At 62.7% G+C, this 20,335-nt stretch carries 25 protein-coding genes and 1 tRNA gene; 21 read left to right on the forward strand and 5 right to left on the reverse strand.

What is annotated here, in order from left to right:
• Positions 1 to 2 precede the first annotated feature (2 nt).
• From P9254_RS25595 to P9254_RS25620, 6 genes are all read left to right on the forward strand, one after another.
• A complete protein-coding gene (locus tag P9254_RS25595) occupies positions 3 to 488 on the forward strand; it encodes a UPF0262 family protein (RefSeq protein ID WP_066993793.1) in 486 nt (161 codons plus the stop codon).
• A gap of 32 nt (positions 489 to 520) precedes the next feature.
• Positions 521 to 940, forward strand: a complete 420-nt coding sequence (locus P9254_RS25600) for an arsenate-mycothiol transferase ArsC (protein ID WP_405023141.1) — start codon at positions 521 to 523, stop codon at positions 938 to 940.
• A gap of 196 nt (positions 941 to 1,136) precedes the next feature.
• The gene (gene infA / locus P9254_RS25605; protein WP_006200926.1) at positions 1,137 to 1,355 is read left to right on the forward strand and encodes a translation initiation factor IF-1; all 219 of its coding nucleotides are present in this window, start codon (positions 1,137 to 1,139) and stop codon (positions 1,353 to 1,355) included.
• A gap of 19 nt (positions 1,356 to 1,374) precedes the next feature.
• The gene (locus P9254_RS25610; protein ID WP_066993800.1) at positions 1,375 to 2,001 is read left to right on the forward strand and encodes a Maf-like protein; all 627 of its coding nucleotides are present in this window, start codon (positions 1,375 to 1,377) and stop codon (positions 1,999 to 2,001) included.
• On the forward strand, positions 1,998 to 2,219 hold the full coding sequence (yacG, locus tag P9254_RS25615; protein WP_067328558.1) for a DNA gyrase inhibitor YacG: 222 nt from the start codon (positions 1,998 to 2,000) through the stop codon (positions 2,217 to 2,219). Before P9254_RS25610 ends, yacG begins: the two co-directional genes overlap by 4 nt.
• Positions 2,220 to 2,376: 157 nt before the next feature.
• Positions 2,377 to 2,452, forward strand: a tRNA-Phe gene (locus P9254_RS25620).
• Between the two features lie 151 nt (positions 2,453 to 2,603).
• On the opposite strand, the gene P9254_RS25625 is transcribed toward P9254_RS25620, so the two are convergent.
• Both P9254_RS25625 and P9254_RS25630 read right to left on the reverse strand, forming a co-directional pair.
• Positions 2,604 to 2,810, reverse strand: coding sequence for a hypothetical protein (locus P9254_RS25625; protein ID WP_066993806.1), 207 nt, complete (start codon positions 2,808 to 2,810; stop codon positions 2,604 to 2,606).
• Positions 2,811 to 3,187: 377 nt separating this feature from the next.
• Positions 3,188 to 3,928 carry a hypothetical protein gene (locus P9254_RS25630; protein ID WP_442920111.1) on the reverse strand — a complete coding sequence of 247 codons (741 nt, stop codon included), beginning with the start codon at positions 3,926 to 3,928 and terminating at the stop codon, positions 3,188 to 3,190.
• 294 nt (positions 3,929 to 4,222) lie between these two features.
• On the opposite strand from P9254_RS25630, the gene P9254_RS25635 reads away from it, so the two are divergent.
• Complete coding sequence (locus tag P9254_RS25635) at positions 4,223 to 4,432, forward strand: hypothetical protein (protein ID WP_066993812.1); 210 nt, start codon at positions 4,223 to 4,225, stop codon at positions 4,430 to 4,432.
• Between the two features lie 58 nt (positions 4,433 to 4,490).
• Positions 4,491 to 5,279: an exodeoxyribonuclease III gene (xth, locus tag P9254_RS25640; RefSeq protein ID WP_278055545.1), complete on the forward strand. Its 789-nt coding sequence runs from the start codon at positions 4,491 to 4,493 to the stop codon at positions 5,277 to 5,279.
• A gap of 28 nt (positions 5,280 to 5,307) precedes the next feature.
• On the opposite strand, the gene P9254_RS25645 is transcribed toward xth, so the two are convergent.
• Complete coding sequence (locus P9254_RS25645) at positions 5,308 to 5,595, reverse strand: DUF6894 family protein (protein ID WP_066993818.1); 288 nt, start codon at positions 5,593 to 5,595, stop codon at positions 5,308 to 5,310.
• Positions 5,576 to 5,926 (reverse strand): hypothetical protein, encoded by a 351-nt coding sequence (locus tag P9254_RS25650; protein WP_278055548.1) that lies wholly within the window; start codon positions 5,924 to 5,926, stop codon positions 5,576 to 5,578. Before P9254_RS25650 ends, P9254_RS25645 begins: the two co-directional genes overlap by 20 nt.
• A 367-nt stretch (positions 5,927 to 6,293) precedes the next feature.
• Between P9254_RS25650 and P9254_RS25655 the strand changes: the two genes are divergently transcribed.
• From P9254_RS25655 to P9254_RS25710, 12 genes are all read left to right on the forward strand, one after another.
• Positions 6,294 to 7,544: a phospholipase D-like domain-containing protein gene (locus P9254_RS25655; RefSeq protein WP_278055550.1), complete on the forward strand. Its 1,251-nt coding sequence runs from the start codon at positions 6,294 to 6,296 to the stop codon at positions 7,542 to 7,544.
• A 239-nt stretch (positions 7,545 to 7,783) separates the two neighbouring features.
• The gene (locus P9254_RS25660; protein ID WP_095782978.1) at positions 7,784 to 8,188 is read left to right on the forward strand and encodes a DUF982 domain-containing protein; all 405 of its coding nucleotides are present in this window, start codon (positions 7,784 to 7,786) and stop codon (positions 8,186 to 8,188) included.
• A gap of 463 nt (positions 8,189 to 8,651) precedes the next feature.
• On the forward strand, positions 8,652 to 9,434 hold the full coding sequence (locus tag P9254_RS25665; RefSeq protein ID WP_278055552.1) for a heme-binding protein: 783 nt from the start codon (positions 8,652 to 8,654) through the stop codon (positions 9,432 to 9,434).
• Positions 9,435 to 9,559: 125 nt separating this feature from the next.
• A complete protein-coding gene (locus tag P9254_RS25670; protein ID WP_278055554.1) occupies positions 9,560 to 11,311 on the forward strand; it encodes a methanol/ethanol family PQQ-dependent dehydrogenase in 1,752 nt (583 codons plus the stop codon).
• A gap of 49 nt (positions 11,312 to 11,360) precedes the next feature.
• Positions 11,361 to 12,161, forward strand: a complete 801-nt coding sequence (locus tag P9254_RS25675; protein WP_245322488.1) for a substrate-binding domain-containing protein — start codon at positions 11,361 to 11,363, stop codon at positions 12,159 to 12,161.
• Positions 12,158 to 12,691, forward strand: coding sequence for a c-type cytochrome (locus P9254_RS25680; RefSeq protein ID WP_095799423.1), 534 nt, complete (start codon positions 12,158 to 12,160; stop codon positions 12,689 to 12,691). The genes P9254_RS25675 and P9254_RS25680 overlap by 4 nt, the downstream gene beginning before the upstream one ends.
• Positions 12,688 to 13,701, forward strand: coding sequence for a cytochrome c oxidase subunit II (coxB, locus tag P9254_RS25685; protein WP_278055557.1), 1,014 nt, complete (start codon positions 12,688 to 12,690; stop codon positions 13,699 to 13,701). Before P9254_RS25680 ends, coxB begins: the two co-directional genes overlap by 4 nt.
• Positions 13,698 to 15,674 (forward strand): cytochrome c oxidase subunit I, encoded by a 1,977-nt coding sequence (ctaD, locus tag P9254_RS25690; RefSeq protein WP_278055559.1) that lies wholly within the window; start codon positions 13,698 to 13,700, stop codon positions 15,672 to 15,674. The genes coxB and ctaD overlap by 4 nt, the downstream gene beginning before the upstream one ends.
• A complete protein-coding gene (locus P9254_RS25695; protein WP_278055561.1) occupies positions 15,671 to 16,276 on the forward strand; it encodes a cytochrome c oxidase subunit 3 in 606 nt (201 codons plus the stop codon). The genes ctaD and P9254_RS25695 overlap by 4 nt, the downstream gene beginning before the upstream one ends.
• Entirely contained in the window at positions 16,276 to 16,617 is a 342-nt protein-coding gene (locus P9254_RS25700; RefSeq protein WP_278055563.1) for a hypothetical protein, read from the forward strand. The genes P9254_RS25695 and P9254_RS25700 overlap by 1 nt, the downstream gene beginning before the upstream one ends.
• Positions 16,614 to 17,492, forward strand: coding sequence for a cytochrome c oxidase assembly protein (locus P9254_RS25705; protein ID WP_278055565.1), 879 nt, complete (start codon positions 16,614 to 16,616; stop codon positions 17,490 to 17,492). Before P9254_RS25700 ends, P9254_RS25705 begins: the two co-directional genes overlap by 4 nt.
• Complete coding sequence (locus tag P9254_RS25710) at positions 17,473 to 17,889, forward strand: c-type cytochrome (protein WP_127323744.1); 417 nt, start codon at positions 17,473 to 17,475, stop codon at positions 17,887 to 17,889. Before P9254_RS25705 ends, P9254_RS25710 begins: the two co-directional genes overlap by 20 nt.
• A gap of 30 nt (positions 17,890 to 17,919) precedes the next feature.
• On the opposite strand, the gene P9254_RS25715 is transcribed toward P9254_RS25710, so the two are convergent.
• Positions 17,920 to 18,837 (reverse strand): hypothetical protein, encoded by a 918-nt coding sequence (locus P9254_RS25715; RefSeq protein WP_066993843.1) that lies wholly within the window; start codon positions 18,835 to 18,837, stop codon positions 17,920 to 17,922.
• A gap of 325 nt (positions 18,838 to 19,162) precedes the next feature.
• Here P9254_RS25715 and P9254_RS25720 point away from each other — a divergent pair, with 325 nt between their 5' ends.
• Positions 19,163 to 20,335 carry a glycosyltransferase gene (locus P9254_RS25720; protein WP_067328529.1) on the forward strand — a complete coding sequence of 391 codons (1,173 nt, stop codon included), beginning with the start codon at positions 19,163 to 19,165 and terminating at the stop codon, positions 20,333 to 20,335.

Genomic DNA, 20,335 nt, shown 5'->3' on the forward strand with positions numbered 1-20,335 from the left:
CGATGTCCGGCCACCACCAAAACCGCGACAGGCTGATCGACGTCGAGCTCGACGAATCGATCGGACGTTCGACGCCCGATGTCGAGCATGAGCGGGCAGTGGCGATCTTCGACCTGATCGAGGAAAACAGTTTCCGGCCGGTCAACGACGATGGCGCCGGCCCATACAGGCTGAAGCTGTCGCTGGCCGAGTCGCGCCTGGTGTTCGCCGTCAGCCGCCAGAATGGCGCCGATGTGGTTACCCACATCCTGTCGCTGACGCCGCTTAGGCGCATCGTCAAGGATTACTATCTGATCTGCGAAAGCTATTATGAGGCGATCCGCTCCTCCACGCCCAGCCATATCGAGGCAATCGACATGGGCCGCCGCGGCCTGCACAATGAGGGCTCGCAAACACTGATGGACCGGCTCGCCGGCAAGATCGAGATCGACTTCGACACGGCGCGCCGGTTGTTCACGCTCGTCTGCGTGCTGCACTGGCGGGGGTAGTCCTGGCCGCGCTGCCGCATTCGATTCTTTTTGTGTGCGGCATGAATGCCGTGCGCTCGCCGATGGCCGAGCAACTGGCGCGGCGGATGCTGCCCGCCACCACTTTCGTCGCCTCGGCCGGCGTGCGCAGCGGCGAGCGCGACCCCTTCGTCGATGCCGTGCTTGCCGAAGAGGGTCTCACGCTCGGCGAGCGGCAGCCGAGGACGCTGGACGAGCTGGAAGACGACTATTTCGACCTGATCGTTACGCTGGCGCCCGAAGCGCATCACGCCGCGCTCGAGCTTACCCGCTCGCTCGCCGTCGAGGTCGAGTACTGGCCGATGCCGGACCCGACCGACACCGGCGGCACGCGCGAGCATATCATGGCCGCCTATCGCGATGTGCGAGAGCGGCTGAAGACGCGCATAAGCCGGCGTTTCTTGCTTCCGGAAGCAAAAAACGCGACGGATTAAGCATGTTCACAAGCGGGCGATTATCATATAGGTTCCGCCGCAAATTCCGGCTGGAGTCGGACGAGTTCAGGTCTGTTCGACCTGAAATCGTCCGGCTCCAGATCAAGAGTAGAGCATGATGTCGTCCGAAAACCGCTTCACACTTTTCGGCATCATGCTCTAGGCCCCGGAACCGCCATCCAAGCAAAGGTATCGAATGCCGAAGGAAGAAGTCCTCGAATTTCCGGGCGTGGTCACGGAACTGCTGCCCAATGCGATGTTCCGGGTGAAGCTCGAAAACGAGCACGAAATCATCGCCCACACGGCCGGCCGCATGCGCAAGAACCGCATCCGCGTGCTGACCGGCGACAAGGTCCTGGTCGAAATGACGCCTTACGACCTGACCAAGGGCCGCATCACCTACCGCTTCAAGTAACAATTCGGCGCGAACCGCGATGAGCATCCTGCAGAAGCTCGTGCTTGCCTCGGGTTCGCCGCGTCGAATCGAGCTGTTGCAGCAGGCCGGCATCGAACCGGACCGCGTGCTGCCCGCCGATGTCGACGAGACGCCGCTGCGCGCCGAGCATCCGCGCTCGCTGGCGAAGCGCCTTTCTAAGGACAAGGCCGAGAAGGCGTTCGCCTCGCTGAAAAGCGAGGAAGACTATGCGCCGGCCTTCATCCTGGCCGCCGACACGGTGGTGGCGGTGGGGCGGCGCATCCTGCCCAAGGCCGAGACGATCGACGACGCGGTGAACTGCCTCGGCCTGCTTTCCGGCCGCTCGCACCGGGTCTATTCCGGCATCTGCCTGATCACGCCGGGCGGCAAGCTCAGGCAGCGGCTGGTGGAGACCAGGGTGCGCTTCAAGCGACTGCCACGCGAGGAGATCGACGCCTATGTCGCGTCGGGCGAATGGCGCGGCAAGGCCGGCGGCTATGCCGTGCAGGGCCTCGCCGGCTCCTTCGTCGTCAAGCTGGTCGGCTCCTACACCAATGTGGTCGGCCTGCCGCTCTACGAGAGTATCGCGCTGCTGTCCGGCGAGGGCTTCAAGCCGCACAAGAACTGGCACGTCGCGCGGCCATGAGCCCGGACGAAAAGGTCACGCCGCTGAGGCCGAAGCGCCCCTGCCCCGAATGCGGCAAGCCTTCGGTGCGGGAGCACTATCCGTTCTGCTCGACACGCTGCAAGGACATCGACCTCAATCGCTGGCTGAAAGGCGCCTACGTCATTCCCGGCCGCGACGACGAAGAGGAAGAAGACGGAGGCCCCAAGCAAGGCCCTTCGTCCACAGACGAGCAGTGAAGGCCCGTAGCAATACGCCGTTTCCCGGCGATTTTTCTTTATCAACACCTAAGCGCTGGACAGGGCGAATTCCCGTGCTATAACCCACGCGCTTTCGAGGGGGGCGCCACCCGGCGCTTCCGTGAAACCCGGCGGACGAGCCCGTTAGCCGGCGCAGGCCCAGATAGCTCAGTTGGTAGAGCAGCGGACTGAAAATCCGCGTGTCGGTGGTTCGAATCCGCCTCTGGGCACCATCACCCTCTTCTCCCCGCATTCGCTTTGGCCGAAGCTTCTACGCTGCAGCAAGCAGCTGGTGTTGGCGATCTTTTTGCTAGCGATGGCGCAATTTGGCGGGATTAGGAGCGCTGCGCTGGAGCTGTTACGGCTGCACGCTTGCCAGCCGGTTTAGCCGTGCCCAGGTTCTTCGAGCTTTTCCAGTCTCGCGGACAGCCGGTCAAGGTCAGTTGTGCCCTGGCCGAAAAGGCTCATGGCCCTCATGGCGACCAACTGGCGGTCTTCCTCGCTCTCAAGTCCATGCCTTGAACAATAGCGATGGACAGCTTTTGAGAGGATTTCAAGTTGGGTGGAATCCAAAACACCATGCAGGGACATGCGTGCCTCCTAGCCAGGGGCGAAAGCACGATACCGCTTTCAAGCGTCCGCTTGCCTCACTACTCGGTACGAACGACAAAGGGGTGATACGCCTCTCCGGCAAGTCGCGCGCTAACAAATGAGGCCGTGATGAAAATCGCGCCTGAGCGGTTACGCCTTCTTGAGAAGGCGCGCCTGCCGAAGAAGCGAAGCTGCGTCGATGCTGATCAAGTCGATGAGCTCGCGTGCTTGGCTGCGGGGATGCCGGTCCCGCGGGGCTGAAATCGCACCCGAAATTCCTTTTCGGCCTGCGACATTCCACCTGAACGTCGGGTACGCGAGCCTTGGCGGCGGCCCGTCTCGCTTGTCATGTGACAGCCATCAAAGACCCAAGAATATCAATCGGCACTTCGCGAACGTTTTCTCCGCTCCAGGCTTTTCGCCTTTCGGCGAGCGATTCTGAGTTCGCCAAGCGTCGGCCGCCACCACCCTCTCGATCGTTCCGCTGATCCGGCAGGACGCCGCGCCGGCCATGTCTTGATCAGTTCAGCCAAGGTCGGCGGCCGCCACCTCGCCCAAACGGCGCCGAAGCCGGTCTCCATCGACTGTGGGTAGAACGGCGCCAGCTCAGAGGGGTCGGCGAGCTCGCCTGAAATCCCGGTGAAGACAACAACGTCATATTGCACCGTCGCCACGGCGCGACCGAGCGGAGGCAGGTCTTCGGCTGGAACCGGATAGCGCCGGCGCCTGCGTTCGGCATGGCGCAGCCTGGCGGCCTTGTGCTCATCGGAGTGTTTACCAGCCTCCCGCCGGCGTTTCCTCTCCTCCGGCTCGGCGCGTTGGGCGGCTCTTTCGATGCTTGGCCAACGGCGCCGCAGCTCCTCATAAGCGCGAAAAGGCACCCGCCAGACCCGCAGTTCGTCGTCCCAACTCGCCCATGGAACCGCTCGCAGTTCCTCCAGCACGGTCTTCGAATAAGGCGTGCGAATGCGCAGGTCGTCCGCGACTTCCAGATAGTGGCTCGACAGTGGATCGAAGGCGAAGGCATCCCGCCCCTTACTGTCGTCATGGGCTGCGCGAGCCGCTGTCTCCTGTGCCAGCCAGCGCTCGATCCGCCGCGCCGCCGTTTTTCCGGGCACGAACCAGCTCCTGAGCTCGTCGCTCCACCTCGCGCGCGGAAACGCAAGCTGGAACCGCTCAACTGCCGCTCGATCGTACGGGAAGCGCGCTTCGGCACCACGAGGCTTCTGCGGTTCAAAATGGGCTTCGGATTTTTCCATCGGATTGCGCTCGCTAGCTCTGCTCGCAAGGAACGCCGCGCAAGTTCCTTGGGTTCAAGCCACACAGCCGAGACAAGCCGAACTGCTCGAGGAACCGCGAGCGGAAACCTTCCCGGCATTCGACGGTTAATCCGGATCAGGAGAGGTCAGCCCATGGCGAGACGACGTGATGCAGATGAAACAGCGGCGAGCCGGCCCAGAAGGCCACGTTCGCGCCCGCTGAAAGGCGAAGAAACGGAAGTGAACCATATCGTGGAAACGCAAAACATCTCGCCGGCCCAGGCGCGGGAGCTGGTGCGGCGTCACGGAAACGATTGGCGCAAGATCGATGAGGCCGCCAAATCCTACAAGAAAGACAGCTAGTATTCCAAACCAAGTATCGGGGTGACTGCCCGGAGAGATCATCGGCCAAGATAACCGGATGACCAGGATCGCTACTTTCAACGTAAATGGCGTCAATGGGCGATTGCCGGTCCTCCTGAAATGGCTTGGCGAAACCGGCTATGACATCGTCTGCCTGCAGGAGCTCAAGACATCCGATGAGAAGTTCCCTGCCGAGGCGATCCGGCAGGCTGGTTACTGCGCCGTCTGGCATGGGCAGAAATCTTACAACGGCGTAGCGATTCTGGCCCATGGGAAACAGCCGCAGGAGCGCAGGCGCGGACTGCCAGGCGACCCGGACGATACGCACAGCCGCTACATCGAGGCCGAGGTGGATGGGCTGGTGATCGGCTGCATCTATCTGCCGAACGGCAATCCCGCGCCTGGACCTAAATTCGATTACAAGCTGGCGTGGTTCCAGCGTTTGATCAGCTATTCCCAGACCTTGCTTAAAGAGGAAACGGTCCTGTGCGGCGATTACAACGTGGTGCCAACCCCGATTGATGCGGTGGTGCCGGCGCGCTGGTTGGGCGATGCAGTGTTTTTCCCGCAGAGTCGTGACGCTTACGCCGATTTGCTGAAGATGGGATGGATGGATGCGGTTCGGCAGATCCATCCCGAGAAGGGGGTCTACACCTACTGGAACTTCTCCTACCGGGGCGGTTATGACCGGAGCTCCGGCCTGCGAATGGACCATCTCCTGATCAGTCCGGCACTTTCAAACCGGCTGCGAGGGGCGGGCGTCGATGCTGCGGTAAGAGCTTTGGAAAGGCCAAGCGATCATGCCCCGGCGTGGATCGAGCTGACCTGGCCTGGAAAGCTCGACTGAGGTTCCGATGGCCTGCCCAGGAGCGGCATCAGCCCGAGCGTATCACGCCGGGCTCATCGGTCTGTTCGTGGGCTTGTCCGACAGCTTGGGGCGCGGCCACAAGGTCCTGGAATCCGATCGTGGCGACCAGATACCCCGCTTCGTCGTAGATTCTCGTAACCCACGATGTCGGGTCGACGCCTTCGACAATCCCATCGAGCATCGCCTCCTTAGCCGCGCGTTTCGCCTCGGCCTTGGCGGCATCCAAATTTTCCATGTCGACCTGGATGGCCGGCTGCGCCGTACTTTCGATGAACTCAAAACGGAACTTCGGCATTGGTTTCTCCATTCGGCGCCGCCGGGAGCGGATCGGGCGGGCTCTCAATCTTGCCGTTGCTGGAAGTTTCGTCTCCGAGCACTGCTTCCGCGATGTATTGCTTGAGATCGCCGACTTCGTCGCCGATATCCTCAGCCAGTATTCCCAGGCCTTCGGCATCGGCGATGCATTGTTCGGCGAGCTTCTCGGCGGCGATTTCGGCCGGGATTGCAGCTGCGGCTTCCGCCTTGTGCTCGTCGATCCATTCCCCGACGAAATGTGCGGTCTTGTTCACGATGATATCCGGTTCCTGAGCGGAAACCGTGTCAGCGTCAGTTGGCTTCGTGTCCATGTCTAAACCCGCCCTCTAGGATCCTTCTTCAACGCCGATTGCCTGCGAAGGATGCAGGCGTTGGTCGAAAGTTGTTATAGCTTCAGGCTTGCACTTCAGACTCCCGGCTCAAGGCTGGAACCTGCGTCAGGATCAACAGTTCTTGAGCATGGCAAATCACCCGATAACGAGTTTCCTCACATCAATCGGGACTTTAGCGTCCCGTCCCGCCGCATTCCTGGTGCTGCTGGCCTACGCAGCACTGTGTGTCGTTTTCGATCGGCAAAGTCTGAATTGGTATGGGGCGGCCACCCTGGCGCCTCCAGCGGGCGCGTGAAAGGTGAGATTTGGTCGGAACCGGCGGAGGCTGCTCAGCAGCCTCAAGTATTTGGCCGTCGCGCTTGTCGCCAGTCTGGTCACGCTGCTCGCGATCAACTTGATCCCCGAGACCCGTGTCATCCGCACGATCGTGCCGCACCGTTTCGATGCGGCAGATCCGCAATTCGAAAGGAGCATGAGCAGCTATTCGCAGGGGCAGATGTTCGAGGCGAACGCCGTGCAGACCCTCGTCAACGGCGACGAGATTTTTCCCGCCATGCTGCAAGCGATCCGTTCGGCCCGAAAGACCATCAACATGGAAACCTACATCTATTGGTCGGGCTCGGTCGGCTACGAGTTCGCCACGTCTTTGGCTGCGAAAGCCCGAGAGGGTGTCGAAGTGCGCGTGCTCGTCGATTGGCTTGGCAGTCTTCCCTTCGATGAGAAGCTGATCCAAATCATGACGAGTGCTGGCGTTCGGTTCGAGCGCTATCGGCCGATCCACTGGTACACGCTCGACCGCGTCAACAACCGGACGCATCGCAAGCTGCTCATTGTGGACGGGCGGGTCGCCTTCACAGGCGGGGTCGGCATCGCGGACAACTGGCTGGGAGATGCGCGCAACCCCAATGAGTGGCGCGACACGCACTACCAGATCGAAGGGCCTGCTGTGCCCGGGTTCCAGGCGGCCTTCGCCGAGAACTGGCTGGAAACAGTGGGCGAGACGTTGCAGGGCGAGAACTTCTACCTGCCGCCCGAAGCCGCGGGTGCGCTCCGTGCCCAGCTGATCCTTTCTTCGCAGCCGAACGGCTCCGAAAACATGGAGCTGATGATGCTGGCCGCCATAGCCGCGGCCAAAGACCACCTGCGCATCGGCATGGCCTATTTCCTCCCGGACGACATCGCCCTGCAGCAGATATTGGACGCCAGAAAAAGAGGCGTCGCCGTCGATGTGATCGTTCCCAATTCCCTGACGGATGTTCCGATCGTCCGCAAAGCTTCGCGCTATTTCTGGGGCAAATTGCTCGAGGCCGGGGTGCGGATCTACGAGTTTCAGCCCACGATGTATCACCCCAAACTGCTGATCGTGGACGACGTCTGGGCGAGCTTCGGTTCCACCAACCTGGACCAGCGGTCTTTGCGTTTGAACGATGAGGCCACGCTCAACGTCTATGGCAAGGAATTCGCACGAACGCAGATCGACTTGTTCAACGAAGATCTGAAGCGCTCGAGGCAGATCAGCCTTGCCGAATGGAGATCGCGTCCCATGCGCGAAAAGTTCACCGATTGGCTGGCCAGCACGCTCCGCGCGCAGCTCTAGTCAGCCCATGGAGCCGAACGCAAAACACCAGCCGCTGCTTGTCTCTTCGGCCGCCCGTCACCCATCGGCGGAGTTGCCAACCCACCCCAGGTGAGCCAGGGTCGGCCGCCACGGGGCGGCTCTTGACGCCGAAAATCGCGCTTCCAATATTTCACCTCAGCGCCGCCGGCACATGCCCAACACCTTGCTGAGCATCTGTTTGGCCTGCCGGCGATTGGCGCATCAAGCGGAGGAAGGTCATGGGCCCAAATGTCTTCGGGGAGCCCGTTGGGCGTGCTTTGATTTCTCGGCAAAGCGACAACTATGGTCACGACCACGGCGCGGCAGAACCAGGCGCAATGAGCACTGATGTGTTCGCTGAACCTGTCCTTGTTGATGACGTGCCATTTGGCGTGAGGAAAATCCGTTGCGCGATGGACGCCATCGAATTCCTGGAGGAGTGGCCGTTCGAGAAGCGGTGCCGCCTGCACGGTTTGGCCAGCGACGCTTGCTGCGCGGCATATGATGGCCGCGGGCCGGTCGCCGCGGCCAGGAAAGTGTTCGTCAGCTGGGCGATCCAGACCGGGATTTGCGCGAGCGCGCCTTGCCTCGAGCTCGACGCCGCCGAGGCAGCGGATCAAGTCACAGGCAGTGGCACGTCCTGATGAGGAAGAACACGCCGACCCCATAGGGAAGCAACAAAAGCAGCAGGGCCAGCCAGTAACCGGGCTGTGCGATCGGCGCGAAATCTGAACGAAGCTGCTCCATTGCCCGTCCAACGCAGGGCGGCACAGCTGGTTCCTCTACTGCACATGTCGCAAGACCAAGCAGCCGCGTACCTCCTGCTGTTGACGGCTGCAGCGATCGAGGAGCGCTGGCCGCCTCCCAGGAGCGGTGATGGCACCGCCAGGTCCTTGGTGCTGTTGGGCCGGACTTCGATATGGATGCACCTGCCACACGCAATTCTTGCAGTCCCTTTCTGGGCAGCAGGAACAAAGGGGCTCGTTGTCCGTTCGGTTTCGCGCAGCAAGAGCAGGATCAGCTTGCAGAACGGCGAGACCGGAGTTTCTGCCGCCAGATTTCTGTTTTCCCTTGTTGTCCGCGTTGAACAAGGTGTTCCGAAGCGCCATGCATTTCCCCCAGTGTCCGTCGGCCGCTCTTGGCCTCCTGCTCTTGGCCATCGCGGTGCTGCCGTACGATCCCGCTTGGGCGCAAGCGCCCTGCCCGGCCGATCACGACAAACTGCTGTTGGCCTTGAAGGCCAATGTCAAGGCGAGTGGCGGGCCGGCAAATGGCGGCTTCGAGAGCAATGAATGGGCCGCGATCGTTGCCCGTGACGGTACGGTCTGCGCCGTCGCCTTCAGCGGCCCTACCGTGGACGCGCAATGGCCCGGCAGCCGGCTGGTCGCGGCGGAGAAGGCCAACACGGCCAACGGGCTCAGCCTCGCGAATATGGCCCTGTCGACCGCCAATCTTTATGCCGGCGTGCAACCAGGCGGGCCGCTGTTCGGCCTGCAGGCCACCAACCCCGTCAATCAGGCGGCGGCTTACGCCGGCGACGCCAAGACATTCGGCAGCCCCAATGACCCGCTGATCGGCAAACCGATCGGAGGCGTGGTGGTGTTCGGCGGAGGCCTGGCCCTGTACGACGGCAAGGCGATCGTCGGCGGCCTCGGGGTCAGCGGCGATTCCTCCTGCGCCGACCACAACGTCGCCTGGCGCGTCCGCGCAGCGCTCGGCCTCGACAAGGTTCCGGCAGGCGTCAATCCCAACCGCAAGGACGCCATCATCTATGACCTCGACCCAGGCGGCAAAAGCGCATCCGGCTGGGGTCATCCGCTTTGCGCCGGGCGCGAGGCCGACATCGCCGCCGAACTGGGCGCCAGCGTCGGAGGCTCGGTCCCGAAATGAAGGCAGCGCGACAGCTGACGGCGAGGTGTGCGCTATCCGGACGCGCTCGCCTCACCCGGGCTGCGCGGCAATATGCGGGATTAAGCATTGTTGGGGCGATGATGCTGGCCTGTCTCCCAGATCTGATGGCCGCCTCGGAGTCGCCCTCGACGCCTGCGATCTCGCCGCCGGCCTCCGCCGCCCCGCCCGACGACGGCCAATGGACGATGCCAGCCAAGAACTACGCCTCGACCCGCTATAGCGAGCTCGCGGAAATCAATGCAGGCAACGTCAAGAACCTGCAGGTCGCCTTCACCTTCTCGACCGGCGTGAACAAGGGCCAGGAAGCGGCACCGCTGGTGGTCGGCAGCACGATGTATATCGTGACGCCCTTTCCCAACATCGTCTACGCGCTCGACCTCTCCAAACCTGGCGCACCGATCAAGTGGAAATACGAACCCAATCCCGAGCCCGCGGCACAAGGGGTGGCGTGCTGCGACGTCGTCAATCGCGGCGCCGCCTTCACCGACGGGCGCATCTTCTTCAACACGCTGGACGGCCACACGATCGCGCTCGATGCGAACTCCGGCCAGCCGATCTGGAACACCCATATCGGCAACATCAATGTCGGCGAGACCCTCACCATGGCGCCGCTGGTGGTGAAGGGCAAAGTGCTCGTCGGCAATTCGGGCGGCGAGATGGGCGTACGCGGCTGGGTCAAGGCGCTCGACGCCGGCGATGGCCATGTCGTCTGGACGGCTTACAGCACGGGTCCCGACAAGGAGGTGCTGATCGGCCCGGATTTCAAGCCGCATTACGACATGGACAAGGGCAGGGACCTCGGTGTGACGACATGGCCGCCGGAGGCCTGGAAGATCGGGGGCGGCAATATGTGGGGCTGGATCTCCTATGATCCCGATCTCAATCTGATCTTCCACGGCACCGGCAATCCAGGCCCCTGGAACCCTGACCTGCGCCCCGGCGACAACAAATGGACAGCGGGCATTTTTGCCCGCGATCCCGATACCGGAGCGGCCAAATGGTTCTATCAGTGGACGCCGCACGATCTGCACGACTATGACGGCATCAATGAGCAGATCCTGCTCGACATGAACTGGCAGGGCAAGCCGCGCAAGGTGCTGGTCCGGCCGGAGCGCAACGGCTATCTCTACGTCCTTGATCGCACCACCGGCGAGGTCCTGTCCGCAAAACCTTATGGCTCCGTCAACTCCAGCAAGGGTGTGGATCTCAAGACGGGCAGGCTGATGGCAAACCCGGACAAGAAAACCGGGACCGGCAAGGTCGTCCGCGACATCTGCCCGACCGCCTCGGGGCTCAAGGACTGGCAGCCTTCCGCCTTCTCGCCGAAGACGGGCCTGCTCTACATCCCGCACAACAATCTGTGCATGGACGAACAAGGCGTCGAGGTGAACTACATCGCCGGCACGCCCTATGTCGGAATGAACGTGCGCATGATCCCGGGGCCCGGCGGCAATCGCGGCGCCTTCACCGCCTGGGATATCGCCGCGGAGAGACCCGCCTGGAGTCTCAAGGAAAACTTCCCGGTATGGAGCGGCGCGGTCGTAACCGCCGGCGATATCGTCTTCTACGGAACCATGGAAGGCTGGTTCAAGGCCGTCAGCGCGAAGACCGGCGAACTGCTTTGGCAGTTCAAGACCTCCTCCGGCATCATCGGCCAGCCGGTGACTTATCGCGGCCCCGACGGACACCAATATGTCGCGATCCTGTCCGGCGTCGGCGGCTGGGCCGGCGCCATCGTCTCGGGCGATCTCGACCCGCGCGATGCCACTGCTGCGCTCGGTTTCGTCAACGCGATGAAGGACTTGAAAAACACGACAACGGCGGGAGGCACGCTCTATGTGTTCCGACTGCCTTGATGCATTCAAACCGACGGCACTGGCGAAAAGATCCGCCCCGCGGGCCCTCGTGGCCGGTCTCGTCGCGTTGGTCTGGCTGGTTCTGGCCGGCGCGGCGGATGCGCGGGAACTGCGCGCCTGCGCCGATCCCAACAACATGCCGTTCTCCGACGCCAGCGGCGAAGGCTTCGAGAACAAGATCGCCGAGATCGTTGCGGCCGACCTTGGCGCGAAGCTTACCTACACCTGGTGGGCGCAGCGCCGCGGCTTCGTTCGCAACACGCTGAAAGCGGGGCTTTGCGATCTGGTGCTCGGAACGCCGGCAAATGTCGAAATGCTACGCACCACCTCGCCCTACTACAGATCCTCCTACGTCTTTGTCGCACGACAGGATGGACCGGACGTAACGTCCTTTAACGATCCACGGCTGCGCGACATGCGCATCGGCGTTCAGCTCATCGGCGATGACGGCGCCAATTCGCCGCCGGTCCAGGCGCTCGGCCGTCGCGGCATTGTCGGACATCTCGTCGGCTACCCGGTCTACGGCGACTATTCCGCTCCCAACCCCGCGGCGCGCATTGTGGAAGCTGTCGCGAGCGGCGAGGTCGACGTCGCCGTGGTCTGGGGCCCGCTCGCCGGTTACTTCGCTACGAAGCAAAAGGTGCCGCTCCGGATCACGCCGGTCACACCTCGCATCGATGGACCGCAACTGCCACTGATGTACGACATCTCGATGGGCGTTCGGCGCGAGGACGAGCGACTGCGCGGCGATGTGAATAGCGCGCTCGCCAGGCACAAGGCCGAGATCGACGCGGTTCTGACGCAATATGGCGTTCCGCTTCTCGACATCGCCGGGAGCCCGGTGCGATGAGGCTGGGTCTCGCGACGCTGCTGTCCGTGACGCTCGCCTTGGCGGCATGCCAGCGCGAGGAGCGGGACACGCGCCCGCAATCTTCGCTCGGCTCCGGCGGGCAGCCGACGCCCGTGACTACGCTGGAACCTGGCGGCCAAAGGCCCTCCCCCAGCAACAACAAGGCGGCGAGCTTCGAGGCGAACGCCTTTCATCTCAGCGAGGGCAAGCGCCTGTTCGGCTGGTTCAACTGTTCGGGATGCCACGCCAATGGCGGCGGCGGCATGGGCCCGGCGCTGATGGACCAGAAGTGGATCTATGGCAGCTCCATGGAAAGCATTCACGCCACCATCCGCGACGGACGTCCGAACGGCATGCCGAGCTTCCGCAACAAGATCCCCGACGATCAGATCTGGGAACTGGCGGCCTTCGTGCGTTCGCTAAGCGGCAACGCGCCCTCTTCCGCTGCGCCACAGCGAAATGACGACATGATGCCCCATCCGTCGGAAAACCGCATGCCGGATGCCGCCACGCTGGGGAAGTCGCCGTGAAAGGCCTCGCCTCGATGGCGTTTGCCGCGGCAAGCGTCCTTTCTCTCCAGGGATGCGCGGGCTGGCAATCGGCGCTCGACCCGAAAGGCCCCGCGGCGAGCGAGTTGGCATGGCTGATCTGGTTCTTCATAGGGCTTTGCTCGGTAGTGTGGGTGCTGGTGATGATCGCTCTCGCCGCACCGCTGTTGATGCGGCCACCCAGGCGCACCGAGCCGCTGATGCTCGACGCCAGCGCTGACCATCGCAAATTGCGCGTTGTGGTCATCGCTGTCGGGCTGACCGCAGCGACGCTGGTCGGGCTGACCCTGCTCAGCTTCTTGGCCAACAGGACGCTTGCGGCAATCGGCTCGAACGCTGCGCTCACCATTCGGGTGACCGGGCACCAGTGGTGGTGGGAGGTGCGCTATGAGGATGCCACGCCGAGCCGCATCCTGACGACGGCGAACGAAATCCACATCCCCGCCGGCGAGCCGGTGCGGCTTCTTCTGATCTCGACCGATGTGATCCATTCCTTCTGGATCCCAAGTCTGGCCGGCAAGCTCGACCTCATCCCCGGTCACATGAACGTGCTGGATGTCAAGGCGGACAAGCCCGGAACCTATCGCGGCCAGTGCGCCGAGTTCTGCGGCGCGCAGCATGCGAACATGGGCACCTTTATCATCGCCGAGCCGCGGGCAAAGTTCGACGCCTGGTGGAACGACCAGCTGCAGCCGGCCGCGGCCCCGACGGGCGACGAGGCGAAGGCGGGCGCGGACTTGTTTCTCAAGCGTCCCTGCGTGATGTGCCACAAGATCGGCGGCACGCCCGCGGGCGGAACGGTCGCTCCGGATCTCACCCATATTGCCAGCCGGCAAACACTTGCCGCGGGAACCTTGACGATGAGCCGCGGCAATCTCGCCGCCTGGATAGCCGACCCGCAAGGCATCAAGCCCGGCTCCCACATGCCGGTGGTTGAGCTCAATGGCGACGAGCTCAACGCGATCGTCGCCTATCTCGAGGGCCTGAAATGAGCAGCGCGGACCTGGCCAGCGAACGCGACCTGCCGCCGGAACGTGAGGCGACTGCCAAGGGCGACGTTGCCCCCGAACGTGATGGGCCGCGCGACACCGGCATGGACGATGCCAGCCTTCACCGCTGGCTCGCGCGCACATGGCGGACGCCGCCCGGCATCATCGGCGCATTGTCCAGCGTCGATCACAAGGTCGTCGCAAGGCGCTATCTGATCACGGCATTCGGGTTTCTGTGCCTGGGCGGGCTGAGCGCCGTCGCCATGCGCATCCAGCTTTCGGGACCGCAACGCGGCCTGATCGGGCCGGACCTCTACAACCAGCTGTTCACCATGCATGGCGTCACCATGATGTTCCTGTTTGCCGTGCCCATCGTGCAGGCGACCGGCATCTATCTGGTGCCGCTGATGGTCGGCAGCCGCAACATCGCCTTTCCGCGCCTGAACGCGTTCAGTTATTGGATTTATGTCTCGGGAGGTCTCTTCGCCTGGGTGTCCTTCGCCCTTTCCATGGCGCCGGATGTCGGCTGGTTCGCCTATGTGCCGCTGTCAGGTCCCGAATTCGGTCCCGGCAAGCGCGCCGACGTGTGGGCGCAGATGATCACCTATACCGAGGTCTCATCGCTGGCGGTCGCCGTCGCGACCATTGTCACCGTATTGAAGCAGCGTGCGGCAGGCATGTCGCTGGACAAGATCCCGCTCTATGTCTGGGCGTTGCTGGTGACCTCATTCGTCGTCGTCTTCGCCATGCCGGCGGTCATGATCACCTCGACCTTCCTGATCCTCGACCGACTGGTCGGAACGCATATTTTCAATCCAGCGGAGGGCGGCGACGCCCTGCTGTTCCAGCACCTGTTCTGGTTCTTCGGTCACCCCGAGGTCTACATCATCTTCCTGCCGGCGACAGGCATCGTCTCCGCGATCATTCCCGCTTTCGCTCGAAGGCCGGCGTTCGGCTATCTCGGGCTGGTCCTGTCGTTGATCGCGGTCGGCTTCCTGTCGTTCGGTCTCTGGGTCCACCACATGTTCGCGACGGGATTGCCGAAGCTCGGTGCAAGCTTCTTCACGGCATCCAGCATGTTGATCGCCATTCCCAACGGCCTGCAGATCTTTTGCTGGCTGGCGACCTTGTGGGACGGCAGACCGGTGATCCGTACGCCGTTGCTCTTCGTCTTCGGTTTCTTCTTCATCTTCGTCATCGGCGGTCTCACCGGTGTCATGCTGGCCTCGGTGCCGCTCGACCTGCAGGTGCACGACACCTATTTCGTCGTCGCGCATTTCCACTATGTGCTGATCGGCGGCTCGGTTTTCCCACTGCTGGGTGCCGCCTATTTCTGGTTCCCCAAGATCACCGGCCGCATGATGAGCGAGCGCCTCGGACGCTGGCATTTCTGGCTGGCCTTCATCGGCTTCAACGCGGCCTTCTTCCCGATGCACCTTGTCGGCCTGTGGGGCATGCCGCGCAGGGTCTATACCTATCCGGCCGAGCTTGGCTGGGGGAACATCAACCTGTTCATCACCGGCGGCGCGGTGCTCTTCTTCCTGAGCTTCGTGCTGTTCACCTTCAACCTCGTGCATGGCGCCTTGAAAGGCGCGCCGGCCGGCGACAATCCCTGGGATGCCGGCACGCTGGAATGGGCCACGTCTTCGCCGCCTCCAAGCTATAATTTCGCGCGCATTCCAATCGTCACGAATGTCGAGCCGCTCTGGGCCGAACGCGAGGCCCTTCCCGTCGCCACCGGCCTTCGCGTCGATGTGCGCGAGCTCCTCATCTCGACGGTGGCGGAAGCGCATCCCGATATCCGCGAGAAATCGGCGACGCCGTCGATCTGGCCCTTGTTCGCTGCGATCGCTGTCGGCGGCACCTTTCTGTATTCGATCTTCACGCCCTGGGCGATCGTCTGGGGCGCCGCGCCGATCGCGATCACCCTGATCGGCTGGTTCTGGCCGAAAGATACGCCGGAGGACGAGGAATGAAGCAGCGTCCCGCCGCCGATCTGTCGGGCCTGCCAAGCTTCGGGCTTGGTCCGCGCAGCCCGACCTGGTGGGGTACGCTCGGTTTCATGGCGTTGGAAGGAATGGGCTTTGCGCTGGCGGCCGGCGCTTATCTGTATCTGGCGACCTTGTGGCCCAACTGGCGTCTGAGCGCCCCGGAGCCCAACCATTGGCCGGGAACGATCGTGACGCTGCTTCTCATCGTCAGCCTGGTGCCGAACCACCTCCTCAACCGCTACGCCAAGCAATGCGCCATCGGGCCGGTGCGGATCGGCATGTTGGTGATGTCGCTGCTCGGCAGCGCGCCGCTCATCGTGCGCTGGTTCGAGTTTCCGGCCCTGAACATCTATTGGGACACCAACGCTTATGGCTCGATGCTCTGGGTGCTGCTCGGCCTGCACACCATCCATCTGATCACCGATGTCGGCGACACGATCGTTCTGACAGTGCTGATGTTCACGCGCCACGCCTATAGCGGCCGGCGTTTCGGCGACGTCGGCGACAACGTCTTCTACTGGGATTTCGTGGTCTTGACCTGGATCCCGATCTATCTGCTCATCTACTGGGCCCCGAGGCTAGGCTGATGCGCGCGCTGCGTTTGGGAACGTCCTGGGGTGGTCTTGTGTCGGGGCCTCTGGCCTGGGCCATCTCTACGCAGCTGAATTACGCGCTGGTGCCCTGGCAATGTAATCGCCAGGTCCCGGTGGTGCTTCCCTTCGCACTGGTGCTCATGGTGTTTTCGCTCCTCGGCGGCGTCGTGTCGTGGCAGGCGAAGCGGCAAGGCGGCGCCGCCTTCAAACCGGAGCGTACACGCAGCACCGAGCGATTCATCGCCGATCTCGGCATGCTTTCGGCTTTGCTGTTTGCCCTCGTCATCGTCATGCAGGCCAGCGCCGCGCTCATCCTCGACGAGTGCCTGCGATGAGTTTCGAGGCGTTCTTCTCGACCTCGATCTGCTACGGCGCCGGCGCGCCCGAGACCGGGTGGACGCTTGCCCTTCCCATCACGCTTCCGCTGGCCGCGCTCGCGCTGGTCTATGCGACCGGCGCCAACCGGCTGTGGCGCCGCAGCAGCCGAGGCCGACCAGAGCGGATACGACAAACCTTGCTGTTCGCCGCAGGGTGGTGCGTGCTGACGGGAGCGCTGGTCAGCCCGATCCATGCGCTCGGCGAGCGGGTCTTTGCCGCTCACATGATCGAGCACGAGCTGCTGATGGCGCTGGCGGCTCCGCTGCTGGTTGCAGCCCGCCCCGGCGCGGCACTGGTATGGGCATTACCGGTCGCGTTTCGGCAGAGAACGGGAAGGCTCACGCATGGCAAGATGCTGCAGGCGGTCTGGGCCTTCGCCAGCCGCCCTCTCAACGCAACAATCATCCACGCGATCGCCATCTGGATCTGGCACATCCCGTTCCTGTTCGAGGCAGCCCTGCAGCGGGGCGTGCTGCACTATACCCAGCATGCCAGCTTCCTCGGCACTGCCTTGCTGTTCTGGTGGGCGCTTCTGCCCGGTTCCGGTCGGCAGCAGGCCTATGGCAGCGCTGTCATGCATCTCTTCTTCACCTCGATGCACACCGGCCTGCTCGGCGTGCTGCTGCTGCTGTCGCCCAAACTATGGTATCCGGAAAATGCCGGTGGCGCAGCGCTGTGGGGTTTAAGCCCGATCGAGGACCAGCAGCTTGCGGGTCTGGTGATGTGGGTTCCGGCTGGCCTGATCTATGGCGGAGCCGCTTTGCTGCTCGCCGGCCTCTGGATAAGCAAGAGCGGAACCAGGGAGGCGACGCATGCGCTCCGATCTGGCTAGACTGATCGCCGGCGCCCTCGCCGCCATGATCGTAGTTGCCGTAGCCGTCGCCGCCGTGGCCTTATGGGCCGACCGGCGTGATCGTGTCCGGCACGAGTCGGACGCGGCAACCGGCGGCGTGGGCGCGCGCGCCATTCCGATCATGACCGCGAACGGCTGCTCCGGCTGCCATACGATCCCTGGCGTGCCGGGCGCGCAAGGTCAGGTCGGCCCGCGCCTCGACGCCAGCCTCGCCGGCCGGGTCATTATCGGCGGCGTGCTGGCGAACAATCCGGAGAACCTGATCCGCTGGATACGTGGCGCCAGAGAGATTAATCCGCACACCGCCATGCCATCGACGAGGGTCACCGAGCAGCAGGCGCGTGATATCGCGGCCTATCTCTATGCTTTGAAATAATTGAACCCCGCCGCGTCGGAACCCGGGCTGTCACGCAACCTTCGACAGGACGCTGATATCGCATCTGGCGAGGCCATATCGCCAGCGATGGTTCGTCGCCGCGACACGGCTCTGGTAAAAAAGCGTGAGCTGTTCGCCCTCGATCATGACGGTGGAGTGACCGTTTTCTCCTGGCCCGCCTGGATCAAGAACCGGACCTATCGAGACGTAGGGTCCGGTAACCTCGGCGGCGATGGCGAAAAACACGCGTTGTCGGCTTCCTCGCGCTCCCCGCGGAAGGAAGCACGTGGCGTTCAGAAGCACGCGGCCATCGGGGAGCTCGACCAGTTGGGCGCCTTCGATCCCCCACTCGTAGTCGGGATCATCGCGCGTATTGTGGTGTGGGATCTCACTATGGTCGAGGATCCTGCCCAGCCGCTTCCAAGGTCCGAACCACGAGTCCGACTGGCTGCGCGCCAGGTAGACATCGGGTTGCGGCACACGACTGAATTTCGGCATGCCGGAATAGACGATGTAGCGCTTGCCGCCGATGATCGCCGGATGCGGATCATAGATCCCATCTTCGTCCGTGCCAGGGATCGACAGGATTGCCGGGTTGAGCACCACCCAGTTGAAGCCATCATTCGACACCGCGTGCTCACAGCGGCCGCCGGACTTCATGAACTCGGTCTGGATGAACATGTGGAAGACGCCGAGCTCGTAGACAACACCGGGCGCGGCAACGCCCGATCCTGTGACAGGAAGCTCGATGGGCTCGTGCTCCGTCCAGGGACCATGCAGCTCCGGCGCGGTTGCGTGAAGTATCTTCCAACTCTCGGTTGTTACCGTGCCGCTCGAGCCGAAGACGTGCCAAAGCCTGCCGTCAAAGACGGGGCATGGATCCTTGAGATCATCCACCGCCTGCGGATGGAAGAGCGGGAACACATTCGTCTCGAACTCGATCTTCATCACTTGCCCCAGCAATTGCCGGCCGTTTGAGGCTCGTTTGGCTCCGGTCCAGGCGAATCGTTGGAGCCGTCGAACAGCTTAGCTGCCCATGCTACCGAAATACGGCCACCGAGTGACCGTCCCCAAGAACCTGCGTGCGAATCTTGGCTCCACCTCCCAAAGGGGCAGCAGCACCGCGGCATGATCCTTCGCCGCTTTAACGGTTCGCGGCTGGAACAAGTTATTCGACGGAAAGTTAGACGGAAAGGTGGATCTCGCCTCCGCTGCCTGCGATTAACAAATGTTAATCGCAATATACATCGTTCTGCCACTAGGGAAAATTTGTATGGACGCAGCAATAAGAATACCAACTCGCAGAAAAACCACGAAGACGCAAGACTTACTGGTATGCTTCTCTCATTTACGATGGAATTTTGTCTATCAGCGTCCACAACATATTCTTACCTTGGCCGCGAAGGAACATGAGATTATCTATTTCGAGGAACCTGTTTTCGAGGAGCGCTCGCATCCTTCGATGCGTTTCTCAGAGGTGGCGCCGGCAATTCGGGTCGCGACTCCTCTGCTTCCAATTGGCACAAGCCCGGCCAGAGCTGATGCCGTGCAGCGCAAATATCTCGACCGGATCATCGCTTCGACGCCGCACACTAACCTGACCGCCTGGTACTACACGCCCATGGCCCTACGCTTCAGCGCGCACATCAATTGCGATGTCTGCGTCTATGACTGCATGGACGAACTTTCGGCGTTCAAGAATGCGCCAACCGAGCTGGCCATGATGGAGCGAGCCCTCTTCGGGCGCGCCGACGTGGTCTTCACCGGCGGCTTGAGCCTCTTTGAAGCGAAGCGCTGCCAGCACCGTGCCATCTATCCGTTTCCGAGCAGCATCGACGTCAGCCACTTCCACAAGGCAAGGACACCCGGCAAGGACCCGGCCGATCAATTCGGCATTCCTCATCCACGGGTGGGCTTCTTCGGCGTCATCGACGAGCGCCTCGACATCGATCTCGTGGCCCAGGCCTCCAAGGCGATGCCGGACGTGCATTTCGTCATGCTCGGTCCGGTGGTCAAGATCGACCCGAGCAGCCTGCCGACAGCGGGCAATCTGCATTGGCTCGGCGGGAAAGCCTATGCCGACCTTCCAGATTATCTGCGCCACTGGGACGCCGGCTGGATGCCGTTCGCGCTCAACGAGGCCACTCGCTTCATCAGCCCGACAAAAACGCCGGAGTTCCTCGCCGCTGGCCTGCCGGTGGTCTCAACAGCAATCGTCGATGTTGTGCGAACCTACGGCGCAGCCGGGCTCGTCGACATAGTGGACGCCGAGGACGTCGACATCAAGCTGCGATCCGTCCTTACCCAATCGCGCGAGGCGCGGCTTCAGCAGGTCGATGCCTATCTCCGGGACATGTCCTGGAAGCGCACATGGAATGGCATGGCCGCTCACATCAGGAACGCCAGTGCTCGGAAAAAGGTCGTCCCGTTCCGCAGGAGCGCCTGA

Source organism: Mesorhizobium sp. WSM4983 (assembly GCF_029625765.1).
GTDB lineage: Bacteria > Pseudomonadota > Alphaproteobacteria > Rhizobiales > Rhizobiaceae > Mesorhizobium.

Excerpts from the sequence above, each read along its gene's own strand:
- P9254_RS25595 (WP_066993793.1), top strand. The coding sequence starts at position 3 with ATGTCCGGCCACCACCAAAACCGCGACAGGCTGATCGACGTCGAGCTC.
- infA (WP_006200926.1), top strand. The coding sequence starts at position 1,137 with ATGCCGAAGGAAGAAGTCCTCGAATTTCCGGGCGTGGTCACGGAACTG.
- P9254_RS25610 (WP_066993800.1), top strand. The coding sequence starts at position 1,375 with ATGAGCATCCTGCAGAAGCTCGTGCTTGCCTCGGGTTCGCCGCGTCGA.
- yacG (WP_067328558.1), top strand. The coding sequence starts at position 1,998 with ATGAGCCCGGACGAAAAGGTCACGCCGCTGAGGCCGAAGCGCCCCTGC.
- P9254_RS25625 (WP_066993806.1), bottom strand. The coding sequence starts at position 2,810 with ATGTCCCTGCATGGTGTTTTGGATTCCACCCAACTTGAAATCCTCTCA.
- P9254_RS25635 (WP_066993812.1), top strand. The coding sequence starts at position 4,223 with ATGGCGAGACGACGTGATGCAGATGAAACAGCGGCGAGCCGGCCCAGA.
- xth (WP_278055545.1), top strand. The coding sequence starts at position 4,491 with ATGACCAGGATCGCTACTTTCAACGTAAATGGCGTCAATGGGCGATTG.
- P9254_RS25645 (WP_066993818.1), bottom strand. The coding sequence starts at position 5,595 with ATGCCGAAGTTCCGTTTTGAGTTCATCGAAAGTACGGCGCAGCCGGCC.
- P9254_RS25650 (WP_278055548.1), bottom strand. The coding sequence starts at position 5,926 with ATGGACACGAAGCCAACTGACGCTGACACGGTTTCCGCTCAGGAACCG.
- P9254_RS25660 (WP_095782978.1), top strand. The coding sequence starts at position 7,784 with ATGGGCCCAAATGTCTTCGGGGAGCCCGTTGGGCGTGCTTTGATTTCT.
- P9254_RS25665 (WP_278055552.1), top strand. The coding sequence starts at position 8,652 with ATGCATTTCCCCCAGTGTCCGTCGGCCGCTCTTGGCCTCCTGCTCTTG.
- P9254_RS25670 (WP_278055554.1), top strand. The coding sequence starts at position 9,560 with ATGGCCGCCTCGGAGTCGCCCTCGACGCCTGCGATCTCGCCGCCGGCC.
- P9254_RS25680 (WP_095799423.1), top strand. The coding sequence starts at position 12,158 with ATGAGGCTGGGTCTCGCGACGCTGCTGTCCGTGACGCTCGCCTTGGCG.
- ctaD (WP_278055559.1), top strand. The coding sequence starts at position 13,698 with ATGAGCAGCGCGGACCTGGCCAGCGAACGCGACCTGCCGCCGGAACGT.
- P9254_RS25695 (WP_278055561.1), top strand. The coding sequence starts at position 15,671 with ATGAAGCAGCGTCCCGCCGCCGATCTGTCGGGCCTGCCAAGCTTCGGG.
- P9254_RS25700 (WP_278055563.1), top strand. The coding sequence starts at position 16,276 with ATGCGCGCGCTGCGTTTGGGAACGTCCTGGGGTGGTCTTGTGTCGGGG.
- P9254_RS25705 (WP_278055565.1), top strand. The coding sequence starts at position 16,614 with ATGAGTTTCGAGGCGTTCTTCTCGACCTCGATCTGCTACGGCGCCGGC.
- P9254_RS25710 (WP_127323744.1), top strand. The coding sequence starts at position 17,473 with ATGCGCTCCGATCTGGCTAGACTGATCGCCGGCGCCCTCGCCGCCATG.
- P9254_RS25715 (WP_066993843.1), bottom strand. The coding sequence starts at position 18,837 with ATGAAGATCGAGTTCGAGACGAATGTGTTCCCGCTCTTCCATCCGCAG.
- P9254_RS25720 (WP_067328529.1), top strand. The coding sequence starts at position 19,163 with ATGGACGCAGCAATAAGAATACCAACTCGCAGAAAAACCACGAAGACG.